The organism is Streptosporangium sp. NPDC051023, from assembly GCF_040689595.1.
Taxonomy (GTDB): Bacteria; Actinomycetota; Actinomycetes; order Streptosporangiales; family Streptosporangiaceae; genus Streptosporangium.
Genome location: NZ_JBFBCE010000030.1, coordinates 58,994 through 72,988 on the forward strand (window position 1 = coordinate 58,994; position 13,995 = coordinate 72,988).

Sequence of the window (13,995 nt, forward strand, 5' to 3'; positions counted from 1 at the left end):
TCCTGCCCGGCCCGTGACAGGACTCCTGCCACGGGCCGGGCACGTCCTCCCCCGGGCGACCCGGCTGCGGATACCCGCCGGCTACCCGGGGAGACGTGCCCGGCCCTTCCTCAACGATCGCTAACCGCCTGACGAGACACCGTCAGCAGTTCCTGACCCACGTGTGACTGGAGATCTCGTCGTTGGCCTGCGTCTGGTCGTCGAACCGCTCCCAGCCGAGGGCGAGGTTGCCCCAGTAGTCGCCGTTGCCCAGGCACATCGACGTGCCCTCGTATCCGGAATCCTTGTAGAACCGCACGTCGTCGTGGCTGCCCGGATAGCCGTTGTTCCACATGGACGTGGCGACGTTGTCGAAGTTGTCATTCTCACTGCACTCGCCCGCGGAGGTGCCGTACTGCCCCGACCACGCGTACGTCCAGTAGGCGTGGCTGCCGCTCCACCGGCACCACTGCTCGTCGTAGTCCCACATGGCGTCCTTCCAGACGTACAGATAGCCGTCGACCGCCTGCGCGCTGGCGTAGCCCGTCTTGTTCGGCGGAGCCGGCCTCTGCGGAGCCCCGTTCACGCCGGGAGCCGGGCTGGCCGAGCTCGACGGCTGCGGTGACGGCACAGCGGCTCCCGCCGGGGCGGCGGTCAGAACCGCCGCCGCGACGGCGGCTCCGATCATCAGGGCGCGGATTTTCTTCATGGGTGTACCTTTCCTATCGGTTTCGGTGGTGTGGCTTGTCGGTCGCGGCGGGCGGTGACCGCCTCGGCCGCGCCGGGAGGGAGTGGGAGGGAGGGGCCTCAGTGGCGGGCGGTGATCTCGGCCGCGCGGGGAAGCGCGTCGCGCCTCATGCGCCAGGCGGTGGTGACGTCAAGCCGGTACCGCTCGGAGAGCGCCCGGGTGTGTTCGCGCTCCAGGACGCCGATGACGGCGGGCAGGTTCGTTTCCCGCGCGCAGGTCGCCTCCGCGACCGCCGTACGGATCTCCTTCTCGCGCGCTTTCCGCGTGCTCGGGGCGGTCGCCTCCAGCTGGGTGACCTTCGCCCGTGCCTCCGGCGGAGTGCCGTACGGGTGGCCGCGTCCGCGCATGCACGCCGACCACGTCGAGATGGCCGTGGTGTATCGCGGATCCCGCGTCACCCGGGCGCGCGCGGCGTCCTTGAGATATTCGGTCACCTTGGCGACGCGATACCAGGTCGGCAGGTCACCGTACAGTCGCCGCTGGGCCTGGGAGGTGCAGCTGACCGCGCTTCTGCGGACGACCCCGCCTTCGGGCAGCCGCGCCTCGACCTCGTCCGGCCCGCGCGTCCTCGTTCCCGGCCGGGGTCCTTCCCCGTTGATGGCGACGAAGGCGGCGCGGCGGCGCTCCGGCGGGAGACCGTCGAGATAGCGGCGGTTCGGATTCCGTTCCCTGAGCCGGTCGATCTGTTCGCGGATGTCGCCGCCGTAGCCGTGCCTGCGGGCCCAGGCGGGGTCGTCGACGACGTAGGGGAAGTCACGGTCGTCGGGGATCGGGTCGTACGGCGCGGGCCAGTAGGCGAAGCCGTGTCCGGCCATGCAGTCGCGCGTGAGGATCTGTTCGGCGTCCCAGAGTGTTCGCGCCTCCTTGTCCGTCATCTCCCGGACGGAGGTGAGGGGAACGGCCGGGTCTGCGGGCACCGCCCGCGAAGCGGTACAGGCGCTCAGTGCCACGAGGCCGATCACCGTGCAGGTCAGCAATCTGACGTTCTTCGACGTCGCAAGCGACGCGGACATGGATCCCCCATCCATTGGTCCTCGGTCATTCGTGGTCTTCGCAGGTCGGCGGAGCGCTCCGAACTCGTCGGATCACACCGTGCCCGGCGTTCAGGTCTTCCGGGCACCGGTTGGGCGGGAAGGCTTCAGGCGAAGCGGCCGAGCTATCGCAATGATCTCGGCGGTGCGACATCCGCAGCCATCGGCGGACCCGCCAATTAGCGCGGAATTCCCGCCATCGCTCCGGTCCTACGCTTTCCTCAATGGCCGATATCCCTTCGCCGAAGGCGCGGGAAACGGCGAGTCCGACACCGTGAACCGGCCGCTCCCGCCCTCGAACGGCTTTCTCGCCCGGCCGAAGGGATTACCGGTACGCGGATTTTCACGTCGTGAGAAATCCCGTACACGGTCCTTATGTTCAGGGGGCCGGACCGTTTCGTCTCCGGCCAGTGGGACCTGAAAGTGTCGTCGGCGGCCGTTAGGGTGTGCGCGTGATCACGAATGGCGATCCCTCGTACGTCATGTCCTTCAGGGACGCCGACGGTCCCGTGGACGCGTTCACGACCAGGATCGGCGGCGGTCCCGACTGGGTCGGGGAGGCGCAGTGGCCGCTGTGCGCCAGGTGGGACAACCCGATGGCGTTCGTCGGGCAGTTCCGGCTGGCGGGTGACGAGCTTCGCATGGCCTACCTGTTCATGTGCGACAGCTGCGAGGAGACGTGGGAGCCCGAGGCGGGCAAGAACGCGCTGATCGTCCAGCCTGGCCGGGTCCCGCCGTTCGTCACGACGATGGTCCCCCTCTGGGAGTCGACGCCCGGCGGAATGCTGGTCGACCTGGAGATAGAGAGCCCCGGCGACCTGGAACACGAAGAGTCCAGGATGTACGGATCACCGGCCTGGCTCCAGTACGAGCAGTACCCGCCGGGTGGCCCCTGGTCGTTCCTCTTCCAGTTGGACTCGCGCTGCGACTGGTTGAATCACCTGAACTTCGGCATCGGTGTGGGCTACGGCTTCATCAGCGGTGACGAGCAGGAGGGACGTTTCCTGTGGCAGTGCTGACGCGGCGGCCGTACGGTCTCGCGGAGTCGCCCGCCCACGCGGAGGACGGCCCGTGACCACCGGGTCGAGGTGGCCCGACGGACACGGCGCCGAGATGATCACCACTCATCGGCGACTGGGACAATTCCCCCCATGACGCCAGAGACGCCATGGGATCCGCGCAGCAAGGGTGAGGAGCTCGTCGCCGCCGCGCAGGCGGGCGACGCGGAAGCCGCCTTCCGGCTCGGCGAGCTCCACGAGGAGCTGCGCGAACCCGAGGCGCGTGACCACTGGCACCGCCGCGCCGCCGAACTCGGCCACCACGAGACCTGTTTCGCCATGGGCCTGCTCTCCGACCACCACAGGGATTGGCAGGAGTCCGAGCGCTGGTACCTGCGTTCGGCCGAGAGCGGCGGGGGCCTGGCCGCGATGTTCGCGGGCAAGCTGAAGGCCCAGCGCGGCGCGTACGCCGAGGCGGAGCCGCTGCTGCGGCACGCCTGGGAGAGTGGGCGCGAGCACCCGTACGGCGTCGAGGCCGCGGGCTACTACGGGATGGTGCTGCACCGCCTCGGCCGGTCCGCGGAGGCGGTGCCGCCGCTGCGCGCCGCCGCCGAGCGCTGGCGCGAGGTCAGGCGGCGCTACGACCCGGACGACCTGGAACTGCTGGCCAGGATGGCGGACCCGGCGAAGGAGCTCGCCGAGGCGGAGGCGGCGGGATCCGCGGAGCGAGACTCTGGCCTTCCCTCGATGGGGTCCTCCCGGGCGAGGTCATCCTGAACGTCGTGCCGACGGCGAACGGGCCGTCGACCTCGATCTTCTCCAGCCCGTCGTTCCGCCGCGGCCACGCCGCCATGTCGGACCAGTGGCGCCAGAGCGCCTCCGGGGCGGCGGCGGTCTCGACGCTGTGCCCGTACTCCCACACGGGCTTCTCTCTCGTCAGTTGAACTACGCATGGATTATCGGTCAAGATCTGGCGCACCGCAGGTCACGGCGGGGTTCGCACCGCCACGGACGACCCAGAGCACTGCGGCGGACACCCTGGAGGAGCCCGGCGACCGGCCCGCTACCCGCGTCCCACACCCCTGTCCGGCCTGTCCGGCAGGTGGAACCACACCGCGTTGCCCGTCTCGTCGTGGTGGACGCCCCAACGGGCCGAGAGCAGTTCGACCATGAGCAGGCCACGTCCGCCGTCACTGTCGGTCGTCGCCGCGCGGACGAACGGCAGACTGCCGTCCGACCCGTCGTCGATCACCTCGACGTGAACCGTGCTGTCGCCGTGGTCGTTCGAGAGCGCCACGCACACCGTCACCGACCCGTACGGCTCACGCCCCGAGTCGGAGTGGACGACGGCGTTGGTGACGACCTCGCTGAGCAGGAGAAGGGCGTCGTCGAGGGTGGTGTCGGAGAGCCTGCCGGACAGCAGGTCGCGGGCCCACCGGCGGGCGGTGGGGACCGAGGCGGGGGTGCCGGGGAACTCGGCGTGGCCCAGGGGGAACAGCACGGCCCAGCGGGGTGAGGCCACGCGGTGGCGCTCGTAGCGGCAGGCGGCCCGCGCGGTCGTGGCCGAGAGCGGGAATGGGGGCGGGGGCGGAGGCGGGGTCACGCGGCGGCCGCCATGGCGACGATGTCGGCGGCGTTGTCGGCCTCGGCCCACACCCACGACCCCGGCATCCACAACCGCGCCCACCAGGGCCGCCAGATGAACACCCACTCCCGCGCCCGCCGGATCACCACCACCCGGATCCGGGTCCGCCCCATCGAGACGACCTCCAGGATCGGCTGACCGGCCACCGGCAGCACCAGCGTGGTGCCCACCCCGATCCGATGCAGATCCCGACCCAGCCGTACCAGATGGTCGAACTGTTCCAGCGAATTTCCGGTAACCATACTGCCACCTCCTACTGCGAGAGTTATTTGGCGTTAGGTCCGCATTAGGCAATGCGTCCGATCTGCATTCCGGAAGGACGATAGTTCGCCGCACTAAAAGCCCGATTTCATACGGTTACTAACAGCAACTCTCCACAATGACATCGTCATGTTGCAGTCGCTAGGTGCAGCCTGTCAATGCACTGTGCAGTTTTAACTTAATCTACGTATCCCTGACAGTGGCGTGATCACTCCGCCACACTGGGCGCATGTCGCCGACCTACAGCCCAACCGTCCGACTTCGCCGTCTGGCCCGCGAACTGCGCAGGATGCGAGAAGAGAGCGGACTGAGCCCTGAAGAGACCGCAGCGCGATTGGGATGGAGTCGCAGCAAAGTAAGCCGCCTCGAAACGGGACGTACCCGCGCAAGCCCTATCGACGTGGCCACCGCCTGTGATCTCTACGGCGCCAATTCATCGATTCGCGCTGGACTGATCCAGCTTGCAAAAGATGTCCGGCAACGGGGCTGGTGGACCGCCTATGCCGATGTTTTCACCGGCTCATATGTCGGCCTGGAAGACGAAGCGACCCTGATTCACCAGTGGGAGGTCCAACTCGTTCCAGGCCTTCTGCAGACCGAGGACTATGCCCGCACGGTAATCGGCGCAGGCAGGCCGGATCCGCACAACGCCGACGACATCCAGCGACGGGTCATGGCCCGCATGGCACGGCGAACGTTGCTCAGCCGCCCGAAAGCTCCAGCGCTTCACGCGGTGCTCGACGAAGGAGTCATCCGTCGTCCGATCGGTGGCCGTGAGCTGATGTGCGATCAACTGGACGCGCTCTTGAGCACGGCACGACGCCCCAACATCACGCTGTGCGTTCTTCCCTACAGCGCCGGAGCACACGCGGGACTGGAAGGCTCCTTCACCGTTCTCTCCTTCGCCGAACAGATCGATCCTGATGTCGCCTATGTCGAAGGAACAGCCGGTGACGTATACGTCGAGAGCTCGGATCAGGTAGATCGCTATAAAATAGCGTTTGAGCGCATCTGTGATGCAGCACTGCCCCCAGAAGCCTCGATGAGACTGATCTCCGACGCTAAGGAACAGTTACTCCATGACTGATCTGTCGAACGCCATCTGGCGCAAGAGCAGCCAGAGCGGTAGTGGCAACAACTGTGTCGAAGTGGCCGACAACCTTCGCGGGGTCGTGGCCGTCCGGGACAGCAAGAACCCTCACGGTCCAGCTCTGATCTTTTCCTCCAATGGCTGGCGAGCCTTCGTCGGCGGCCTCAAAAGCGGCGAGTTCGACGGCCTGAACTGACCCTTCTCGCAGTTCAGCGCCTTTTCTCGTCTGATCAAGGAGATTGTCAGCGTGTTGGTCGTCATACCGTGAAAATCATGTACGTGGGCCTTGATCCTTACGTAGCTTGGCGCCATGGACCTCTTCACCGCGCCACCGCCCTGTGAACGGAAGCCGGAAGAGTGGAGAAAGGACCCTTCCTGAGTCAGGGCCCCGGATGACATACGGCAGACCGGACCCCGCCTGGGTCACACGACCGCGCCGGGGCCCGGCAGCAGGTCGACGTCGCCCGCGTGCATCGGCAGGCCGCAGTGGGCGCAGCGCAGGTCGACACCGCCGATCTCACCGCACGCGTGATGGCGGTAGAGCACCGGCGGCCCCGCCTCGCCCGCGAGCCATTTGTCCCCCCAGCCGGCCATGACCAGCGGCACGCTCAACGCCAACCGCGTCGCCGGTGACGACAATCCGCTCACCCTGATGCGGCCGACCGTCGCGCCACTGGCCCGCCCGCCGTCCCCAGTGGACTGCTTCGCCCGGCTCTGACCCGGCTTTCCCTAGGTCAGTGGCCTAGCCGAGCCAGCCAGGGGAGCCGTCGGGGACGCTGGCCAGCAGGGCGCGGGTGTAGGGGTGGGCGGGGGTGTCGAGGACCTGCTCTGCGGGACCCGTCTCCACACACCGGCCCGCCTCCAGCACGTAGAGCCGGTCGGCGATCTGCCGGACCACGGCCAGGTCGTGGGTGATGAACAGCATCGCCATGGACAGCCGTTCCCGCAACTCGGCCAAGAGGGAAAGGATCTGCGCCTGGACCGAGACGTCGAGCGCGGAGACAGGCTCGTCGCAGATCAGCAGCCGGGGCTCCCCCGCGATGGCACGGGCGATCGCGACCCGCTGACGCTCGCCGCCCGACAGTCCCGCGGGACGCATCCCGGCCATGTCGCGGTTCAGGCCGACCGACTCCAGCAGCCCGGCGACGTCACCCGAAGCCGCAGGGCGGCCGTCCGCGCGCAGGGCCTCGGCGAGGGCGGCCCCGATCGTGCGGGCCGGGTTGAGCGTCGAATAGGGATCCTGGAAGATCATCTGTGCCGTGCGGCGTGCCTGGCGCACCGCCGTACGGCTCAGCGCCCCGTAGTCGGAGCAGTCGGCGTCCCCGAGCAGGATCGTGCCCGCGTCGGGACGTTCCAGCCCGGCCACACAACGGGCGAGCGTCGTCTTGCCCGACCCGGACTCGCCGACCACGCCGACCACCTCACCCGGGGCGATGGAGAGGCTCACCCCCGCGAGCGCGGGGCGGCTCGCTCCGGCGAACGTCCTGCGCAGGTCACGCACCTGGAGCACCGGTGCGGCCGTGACCGGTGCGGGCGGCGTGACACCCGGCGCGGGCGCGGGCTGAGCGGGCAGTTCGACGGCCCGCAGGCAGGCCGACTCACGGCCCGGCCGTACGGCCACGGGCACCGGCCGGGCGGCACGGCACTCGGCCACGGCGAGGGAGCACCGCTCCACGAAGGCGCACCGGTCGGCCACGGCGTCGTGGGCGGGCACCGAGCCGGGAACCGCGGGGATGACGGCCAGGCGCCGGTCGGCGGGCGGCTCGGCCGCCAGCAGGGCCCGGGTGTAGGGGTGGAGCTGCTCGTCCCGTACGGCCGCCGCCCCACCGACCTCCATGATCCGCCCCGCGTACATCACCACGACCCGGTCGCAGGTGGAGAACGCAAGCCGCAGGTCGTGGGTGATGAGCACGAACGCCATGTCCCGTTCGCGCTGGATCCGCCTGACGAGGGCGAGCACCTCGCGCTGGGTGGTCGCGTCGAGCGCGGTCGTCGGCTCGTCGGCGACCAGCACACGCGGCCCGCCCGCGAGCGCGGCGGCCAGCCCGACGCGCTGCCGCATGCCTCCGGACAACTGGAAGGGGTACCGTCCGGCCACGTCCCCCGGCAGGCCGACCTCCGCCAGCAGCCGGGGCACCTCGATCGTGGCGTCCGCTCCCCTTGGCAGCCCGTCCGCGATCTGCCGCCCGACCCTGCGCAACGGGTTGAGCAGGGTGAACGGGTCCTGCATGAGAAGGGAGACCACGCCGCCGCGCTGCCGCGCGCGGGCACGAGGGTCGTCGTCGACCCGCACGCCGTCGATGTCCACCCGCCCCGCGGCCTCAAGCCCCCGAGGCAGCAGGCCGAGCATCGCCCTGACCGTGAGCGACTTGCCCGAACCCGACTCGCCGACGATCGCGACGGACTCGCCGGGCGCGACCTCGAAGGAGACCTCGGACAGCAGGGTCCGTCCCGTGGCGGGCTGACGTACGGCGAGCCCTTCGACCCCGACGCCTCCCAGGCCCCCGCCGGTCGTCCCCGTTCTCCCGGCCGCCGACCGGCCCGTCCCGGACCCGTCACCTCCCGGCCGCCGTGCCCCGGGGTCCCCTGTCACCGGGCCTTCGGCTCTCGATGCCATCTCAGCGTGCCCTTCCGCGCCGGTCGACGCGCTCGTACAGCCAGTCGCCCACGATGTTGAGCGCCGCGGCCGTGGCGATGATGGCCAGACCGGGGGCGATCACCGTCCAGGGGTTGGCGAGGAACTGGGTGCGGTTGTCCGACAGCGTGCGCCCCCAGTCGGGCGAGCCCGCGGGCACACCGAGACCGAGGAAGGACAGCGACGCCAGCGAGACCAGCGCGAAGGCGAAGTTGAGGAACACGTTGGCCAGCGCCACCGGGGCGATGTTCGGCCAGACGTGCCTCGTCATGATCCGCCAGGCGGAGAGGTTCTTCAGCTGCGCGGCCTCCACGTACGGCCGATGCCGCTGTTCGAGTACGGCTCCGCGCACCACCCGCGTGTCGGTCGGCGCGAACAACACGACCAGCACGGCGATGGCCAAGCCGTACCCGCCGCCGAGCACCCCGGCGACGACGATCGCGACCAGGAGCGCGGGCAGGGAGAACACCAGGTCGGCCCAGCGCATGGCCAGCGCGTCGACCCAGCCGCCGAGATATCCGGCGGGCAGGCCCACGAGGTTGCCGATGAGCATCGACCCGGCGGCGACGCACAGCGCCCCGGGCACCGCCGTACGGGCGCCCGCGACCAGCAGCTCCAGCACGTCACGGCCGAGGTCGTCGGTGCCGAGCGGATGTCCGGGACCGGGCCCCGTGATGCCCAGCATCAGGTCCTGCGCGGTCGCGTCCGGCACGATCCAGGGGGCGAACGCCGTGGCGACGGCCACCGCGACGAGGATGGCCAGCGCGATGACCACGCTCACCGGCGCGCGCCGCACGATGCTCCTGCGCGCGTCCGACCGTGAGCGCCTCATGAGGTCCTCCCGCCGAGCCTGACCCGGGGGTCGGCGAGCGAGTAGCCGATATCGACCAGGAGGTTGACGGCGGCGATGAGCAGGGTGAGCAGCAGGGCGAGCGCCTGAACGGCCGGAACGTCCTTGAAGGTGACCGAGTCGACCAGCAGGGAGCCGAGTCCGGGCAGCGCGAAGGTCACCTCGACCAGCACGGTTCCGGCCAGCATGCCGGTCACGATCAGCCCGGCCGCGGTGAGGATCGGGACGAGCGAGTTGCGCAGCGTGTAGCCGAGGACGGTGACGGCGCCGAGGCCTCGTGCCCTGGCGAACACCACGTAGTCCTGGTCCAGCTCACGGATGAGCGCGGCTCTGCTGAAGCGGACGAGCATGCCGACGGCGCCGACGGCCAGCGCGGCGGCGGGCAGCGTGAGATGCCAGATCTGGTCGGCGAGGCCCTCGCCGGTGCCGTAGACGGGAAACCAGCCGAGCCAGGCGGCGAAGACCACGAGCAGCAACAGCCCGACGGCGAACGGCGGGGCACTCAGCCCGACCACTCCGGCGGTGACCACGAACCTGTCGGTCGCCCTGCCTCGCCTCAGGGCGCCCACGACGCCCATTGGGATGCCCGCGAGCAGCGAAAGCAGCGTGCCGTACCCGGTGAGCGCCAGGGTGAGCGGCAATCGCTCGCCGATCATGTCGGCGACCGGGGATCCGGTCCTGATGGAGACGCCGAGATCTCCGCGCAGGACACCGCCGAGCCAGCTCAGGTACTGCACGGGCAGCGGGTCGTTGAGGTGGTAGCGGGCCTGGATCGCGGCGATGGTCTCCGGTGTGGCGGGACGGGTGCCGAGCAGGGTCTGCTGCACCGAGCCGGGGGCGAGGTAGAGCAGGCCGAACACACCGATCGACAACAGCGCGACGACGACGGCGGTGCCCGCGAGCCTGCGCAGCAGGAAGGCGCCCCAGCTCCGCCACGCCATCACAGCACCCCGTTCCCCGTCAGCCAGGCGACCGTCCGCTCCGCCGCGTCACGGCGGTGCTCGGGCTCGGTCAGCTCGTGGCCCTCCCGAGGGTAGACGACGAGCTGAGTCCTGACGCCCGCCGCTGACCAGGCACGATAGAGCTGTTCCGCCTGCCCGAGGGGGGTCGTGCGGTCCTCGGCGCCGTGCAGGATCAGTGTCGGGGTGGTGACGGCGGCGGCGTGGCAGACCGGAGAACGGGCGGCGAGGAACTCCCTGCCCTCGGGGGTGGAGATGTCGGCGCCCCGGTGGTACAGCGGATCGTACCCGCGGGCCAGGTTGCTGGCGGTGGCGAAGCTGAGCCAGTCCGTGACGCCGGACATCACCACCGCGGCCCTGAACCGGTCGGTACGGGTCACCGCCCACGCGCTGAGGTAGCCGCCGTAGCTCAGCCCGAGCACGGCCATGCGGCCCGGGTCGGCGACCCCGCTCTCGACGAGGTGGTCGACCCCCGCCAGCACGTCCCCGAGGTCCTCCTCACCGACGTGCCCGATGACACGTCGCGCGTAGTCCTGGCCGCGCCCGCTGCTACCCCTGGGGTTGGGCAGCAGTACGGCCGCGCCCGCGTGCACCAACGGCACCGCGAGCTGGTCGGACTCTGCGGGCGCGAAGGCGCTGGACCACAGCCAGGTCGGCCCGCCATGCGCGATGACGACGAGCGGCAGCGCCTCTCCCCGGCCGCCACCCGGTACGGCGACGCCCGCCCCGGAAACAACGCCATCTAGTACGGCGACACCCGACCCGGAAACGCCATCGCCCGGTACGACAGCACCCGAACCGGAAACGACGCCATCCGACACGGCGAGACCACCCGAGGCGGAAACGCCGCCGCGGGCCCTGGGGGTCAGCAGCAGGCCCTGGACGGTGAGCCCGCCGGGCCCGGTCCAGGTCACCTCCTCCTGGTGTACGGCCAGCCCCGCGAGCCCCTCATTGAGTGCGGTGACCTGGCGCCACTCACCCTCGGCGACCCCGGCGACCGCGATCTCCGGCGGCAGTCCGGCCGTCTCCCAGACGGCCGCGGCCAGCGTGCCCGCACGGTCGACCGACAGTGACGGCTGCCCGTCGCGCCCGCCCAGAGTGCCCCAGGCCGTCCAGCGGGTCAGGACCCGGCCGTCGGCGGTCAGCGTGCCGCCGTGCGTCCCGGTGCCTGACCAGCCGGTGAACCACAGGGTGTGCTCGTCCAGCCAGCCCAGGTCGGTGACGTCGTCGACGGCGGCCAGCCGTGTCACCTCGCCGCCGTCCAGGTCAACGTGGAGGATCCGCCCCGAGACGATGGACAGTCCCTCGACCACGACGGCCGCGTGTCCTCCCGGGGCCAGCCGGGGGCGGCTGAGCTGCCACGAGGTGCTCATGAGGGTCCTGGTCAGGCCGGTCTCACGGTCGGCCAGGACGAGACTGGGCCGGTAGTACCCGGCGGGCGTCTCGTCGGCCGAGATCACGGCCAGCGCGACGCCGTCACGCCAGTCGGCGTCCCACACGGTCTGGCCCGCCAGGGGGATCGGGCGTGGGGACTCGTCACCGATCTCGGCCCACGCAAGCCGCCTCAGCCGACCCCCGGGCGTCCTGACGAAGGGGTCGGAGGGGTCGGCGACCCGGAGCCCGAGGTGGCTGCCGTCCCGCTCGCTGCCGGGGTCGGCGAGCCGTACGAGAACGGTGCCGTCGTCGCCCGCGACCAGATCCTCGATCTCCCCGTCCACCCTGACCCGCCAGACCGGGGCGAGGTCGTCTCCGGAACGGACCTCGACGTGATCGAGGTCCTGCCCCTCCCCCGAGGCGAGGAGCAGCCGCCCGTCGGGCAGCCAGCGCGTGAACGCGTGCCAGCGCTCCGGCGCTTCCGGCACGGGAACGGGCGTGCTCCCCTCCGCGAGGTCGAGCACGTGCGCGACGGGTCCGGCGCCGGGCAGCGGCAGCACGCAGGCGACACGACCGCCCGCGGGGTGCAGCGCCACGGCGTCGGGCACCCGCAGGGTCGCCAGCGCCGCGTGCGCCCGCAGCGCCGCCTCCGGGTCCGACAGCGCGGAGCCCAGCAGCACAGAATCCGACAGCGCGAAGTCCGACGGCGCAGAATCCGACGGCGCGGAGCCGGGTGAACCGACCCGCGCCTGCGGCGGGGTGGTCACGAGCGGGCGGAGAGCTTGGCGGCCCAGGGGCCGACGAAGAAGTAGGGGCCGAATTCGCCCGCGCCGACCTTCGGGCCGAACGCGGTCGCCGCCTCGCCCCACCACAACGGCTGGTAGGGGACGTCGGCGGCGGCCTTGACCAGCGCGTCGCCGAGCAGCTTGCCCCTGGCCGCGTCGTCGGTGCTCTTCTTGGCGTCGTCGAGCAGGCCGGTCACGTCGGCGTTGGCGTACTCGGCGATGTTGGAGCCGTTCTCGCCGACATAGGCACCGTTGAGCAGCTGCTGGATGTACTCGGACGGGTCACCCGTGGTGGCGAAGTACCAGCCGAGGTAGACGCCGGAGGCGTGCTTGCCCAGCTCGGCGATCCACTGCTCAAGCGGGATCTCCTTGACTTCCAGGGTGATGCCGATGGTCTTGAGGTTCTCGGCGAGGGTGAGCGCGGCCCTGCCGAGCTGAGGGCCGCTGCTCGGATAGGTCAGCACGTCGCTGAAGCCGTCCGGCACCGACGACTGGGCCAGCTCGGCCTTGGCCTTGGCGAGGTCGAAGCCGTACTGCGGGATGGTGCCGTACAGGCTCTTGACCGCGGCCTCGTCGAGCACGCCGCCCCACTGCGCGGGGTCGGGGATGGTCGCGGCCACCTGGCCGTGGCCACGCAGGACGCTGCGCACGATGCCGTCCCGGTCGATCGCGTGGGCGACCGCCTTGCGGACGTGGATGTCGTTCCAGGGCTTCTTGGCGGTGTTGAAGGCGAGCGTGACCAGAGAGCGGTCGCTGGCCGTCTTCAGGTCGACGCCGGAGATCGCCTTCCACTGGTCGATCTGCTCGGCGGGGACGTTCAGCGCGACGTCGACGGAGCCGCCGCGCATGGCGAGCAACCGGGTGGACTCCTCGGGGATGAAGTCGAGCCTGATCTGGCGGTAGGGCGCCTTACCGCCCCACCAGGCGTCGTTGCGCTCCATCGTCACGTGCGAGTCGGGCGCGAACTCGGTCACCTTGTAGGGGCCGGTCCCGAGGATCTTGCCGGTCGGGGTGCCGATGTCCTTGCCGGTGGCGTCGATGAACTTCCTGCTCGTGACCAGCAGGGTGCCGGGAGAGGGCGTCCAGGCGAAGGAGGCGTCCGGCTCCTTCAGTGTGATCGTGACCTCGGAGGGGCCGCTGGCCTCGATCTTGTCGACGTTGGCGTAGGCGTAGGCGAAGGCCGAGGTCGAGCCCTTCTTCGCGTGCAGGTCGAGGCTGGCCACGATGTCGTCCGCGGTGAGCGGTGTCCCGTCCGCGAAAGTCACCCCGGAGCGGATCTTGTAGATGTAGGTCTTGGGGTCCTTGCGCTCCCACGACTCGGCGAGGGCGGGCTGGAGGCTGCCGTCCTGGCCGACCCCGACGAGCGCCTCCTGGCAGAGGAGGGCGACGACGTAGTTCATGATGCCCGCCTCCTTGCTCGCGTCCAGCGAGCTGATCGAGGAGGGCAACGCGACCCTGAGGAGGTCGAGGGACTTCGCCGAGGCGCTCGGGGCTCCTGACGAGCCGGCCGAGCCGGTCGAGTCGGCGGGGCCGGTCGAGCCGCAGGCGGCGAGCCCGGGAATCGCGGCCAGGCCGCCCACGATGGCGAGGGACCTCAGAAGGGAGCGCCGGGTGAGGGCGACGTCGGGGAGACCGGCCAC

The 13,995-nt window shown here is 70.5% G+C and carries 16 protein-coding genes; 6 read left to right on the forward strand and 10 right to left on the reverse strand.

The genetic code is table 11. The annotated features are described in order from the left end of the window. Positions 1 to 142: 142 nt before the first annotated feature. Both AB0395_RS20925 and AB0395_RS20930 read right to left on the reverse strand, forming a co-directional pair. A complete protein-coding gene (locus AB0395_RS20925) occupies positions 143 to 688 on the reverse strand; it encodes a hypothetical protein (protein WP_366282815.1) in 546 nt (181 codons plus the stop codon). 98 nt (positions 689 to 786) lie between these two features. Then, the gene (locus AB0395_RS20930) at positions 787 to 1,740 is read right to left on the reverse strand and encodes a hypothetical protein (protein WP_366282817.1); all 954 of its coding nucleotides are present in this window, start codon (positions 1,738 to 1,740) and stop codon (positions 787 to 789) included. A 470-nt stretch (positions 1,741 to 2,210) separates the two neighbouring features. Here AB0395_RS20930 and AB0395_RS20935 point away from each other — a divergent pair, with 470 nt between their 5' ends. The 3 genes from AB0395_RS20935 (at position 2,211) to AB0395_RS20945 (ending at position 3,700) form a co-directional block, all read left to right on the forward strand. Beyond that, positions 2,211 to 2,777 (forward strand): hypothetical protein, encoded by a 567-nt coding sequence (locus AB0395_RS20935; protein WP_366282819.1) that lies wholly within the window; start codon positions 2,211 to 2,213, stop codon positions 2,775 to 2,777. A gap of 132 nt (positions 2,778 to 2,909) precedes the next feature. Beyond that, positions 2,910 to 3,533, forward strand: coding sequence for a hypothetical protein (locus AB0395_RS20940; RefSeq protein WP_366282821.1), 624 nt, complete (start codon positions 2,910 to 2,912; stop codon positions 3,531 to 3,533). Between the two features lie 5 nt (positions 3,534 to 3,538). Further along, positions 3,539 to 3,700: a hypothetical protein gene (locus tag AB0395_RS20945; RefSeq protein ID WP_366282823.1), complete on the forward strand. Its 162-nt coding sequence runs from the start codon at positions 3,539 to 3,541 to the stop codon at positions 3,698 to 3,700. A 119-nt stretch (positions 3,701 to 3,819) separates the two neighbouring features. On the opposite strand, the gene AB0395_RS20950 is transcribed toward AB0395_RS20945, so the two are convergent. Further along, the gene (locus AB0395_RS20950) at positions 3,820 to 4,359 is read right to left on the reverse strand and encodes an ATP-binding protein (protein WP_366282825.1); all 540 of its coding nucleotides are present in this window, start codon (positions 4,357 to 4,359) and stop codon (positions 3,820 to 3,822) included. Beyond that, positions 4,356 to 4,643: a hypothetical protein gene (locus AB0395_RS20955; protein ID WP_366282827.1), complete on the reverse strand. Its 288-nt coding sequence runs from the start codon at positions 4,641 to 4,643 to the stop codon at positions 4,356 to 4,358. Before AB0395_RS20955 ends, AB0395_RS20950 begins: the two co-directional genes overlap by 4 nt. Positions 4,644 to 4,891: 248 nt before the next feature. Here AB0395_RS20955 and AB0395_RS20960 point away from each other — a divergent pair, with 248 nt between their 5' ends. After that, positions 4,892 to 5,749, forward strand: a complete 858-nt coding sequence (locus AB0395_RS20960) for a helix-turn-helix transcriptional regulator (RefSeq protein ID WP_366282829.1) — start codon at positions 4,892 to 4,894, stop codon at positions 5,747 to 5,749. After that, positions 5,742 to 5,948 carry a DUF397 domain-containing protein gene (locus tag AB0395_RS20965; RefSeq protein ID WP_366282831.1) on the forward strand — a complete coding sequence of 69 codons (207 nt, stop codon included), beginning with the start codon at positions 5,742 to 5,744 and terminating at the stop codon, positions 5,946 to 5,948. Before AB0395_RS20960 ends, AB0395_RS20965 begins: the two co-directional genes overlap by 8 nt. Before the next feature lie 227 nt (positions 5,949 to 6,175). Here AB0395_RS20965 and AB0395_RS20970 read toward each other — a convergent pair whose 3' ends face one another. Further along, positions 6,176 to 6,346: a hypothetical protein gene (locus AB0395_RS20970; RefSeq protein ID WP_366282833.1), complete on the reverse strand. Its 171-nt coding sequence runs from the start codon at positions 6,344 to 6,346 to the stop codon at positions 6,176 to 6,178. Here AB0395_RS20970 and AB0395_RS20975 point away from each other — a divergent pair. After that, the gene (locus AB0395_RS20975) at positions 6,345 to 6,470 is read left to right on the forward strand and encodes a hypothetical protein (protein WP_366282835.1); all 126 of its coding nucleotides are present in this window, start codon (positions 6,345 to 6,347) and stop codon (positions 6,468 to 6,470) included. The genes AB0395_RS20970 and AB0395_RS20975 overlap by 2 nt on opposite strands. Before the next feature lie 24 nt (positions 6,471 to 6,494). On the opposite strand, the gene AB0395_RS20980 is transcribed toward AB0395_RS20975, so the two are convergent. Genes AB0395_RS20980 through AB0395_RS21000 form a run of 5 tightly spaced genes read right to left on the reverse strand, consistent with a single transcriptional unit; the run spans position 6,495 to position 13,995 of the window. Beyond that, entirely contained in the window at positions 6,495 to 8,345 is a 1,851-nt protein-coding gene (locus AB0395_RS20980) for an ABC transporter ATP-binding protein (RefSeq protein ID WP_366282837.1), read from the reverse strand. Between the two features lie 25 nt (positions 8,346 to 8,370). Further along, positions 8,371 to 9,219 (reverse strand): ABC transporter permease, encoded by an 849-nt coding sequence (locus AB0395_RS20985; RefSeq protein ID WP_366282839.1) that lies wholly within the window; start codon positions 9,217 to 9,219, stop codon positions 8,371 to 8,373. Beyond that, positions 9,216 to 10,178 (reverse strand): ABC transporter permease, encoded by a 963-nt coding sequence (locus AB0395_RS20990; protein WP_366282841.1) that lies wholly within the window; start codon positions 10,176 to 10,178, stop codon positions 9,216 to 9,218. The genes AB0395_RS20985 and AB0395_RS20990 overlap by 4 nt, the downstream gene beginning before the upstream one ends. Then, entirely contained in the window at positions 10,178 to 12,337 is a 2,160-nt protein-coding gene (locus AB0395_RS20995) for a prolyl oligopeptidase family serine peptidase (protein WP_366282843.1), read from the reverse strand. Before AB0395_RS20995 ends, AB0395_RS20990 begins: the two co-directional genes overlap by 1 nt. Continuing rightward, positions 12,334 to 13,995: an ABC transporter substrate-binding protein gene (locus AB0395_RS21000; RefSeq protein ID WP_366282844.1), complete on the reverse strand. Its 1,662-nt coding sequence runs from the start codon at positions 13,993 to 13,995 to the stop codon at positions 12,334 to 12,336. Before AB0395_RS21000 ends, AB0395_RS20995 begins: the two co-directional genes overlap by 4 nt.

Bases quoted from the DNA above. Each gene is read 5' to 3' on its own strand.
- AB0395_RS20990 (WP_366282841.1), bottom strand. From the start codon at position 10,178: ATGGCGTGGCGGAGCTGGGGCGCCTTCCTGCTGCGCAGGCTCGCGGGC.
- AB0395_RS20925 (WP_366282815.1), bottom strand. From the start codon at position 688: ATGAAGAAAATCCGCGCCCTGATGATCGGAGCCGCCGTCGCGGCGGCG.
- AB0395_RS20965 (WP_366282831.1), top strand. From the start codon at position 5,742: ATGACTGATCTGTCGAACGCCATCTGGCGCAAGAGCAGCCAGAGCGGT.
- AB0395_RS20970 (WP_366282833.1), bottom strand. From the start codon at position 6,346: ATGGCCGGCTGGGGGGACAAATGGCTCGCGGGCGAGGCGGGGCCGCCG.
- AB0395_RS20955 (WP_366282827.1), bottom strand. From the start codon at position 4,643: ATGGTTACCGGAAATTCGCTGGAACAGTTCGACCATCTGGTACGGCTG.
- AB0395_RS20960 (WP_366282829.1), top strand. From the start codon at position 4,892: ATGTCGCCGACCTACAGCCCAACCGTCCGACTTCGCCGTCTGGCCCGC.
- AB0395_RS20930 (WP_366282817.1), bottom strand. From the start codon at position 1,740: ATGTCCGCGTCGCTTGCGACGTCGAAGAACGTCAGATTGCTGACCTGC.
- AB0395_RS20975 (WP_366282835.1), top strand. From the start codon at position 6,345: ATGACCAGCGGCACGCTCAACGCCAACCGCGTCGCCGGTGACGACAAT.
- AB0395_RS20985 (WP_366282839.1), bottom strand. From the start codon at position 9,219: ATGAGGCGCTCACGGTCGGACGCGCGCAGGAGCATCGTGCGGCGCGCG.
- AB0395_RS20940 (WP_366282821.1), top strand. From the start codon at position 2,910: ATGACGCCAGAGACGCCATGGGATCCGCGCAGCAAGGGTGAGGAGCTC.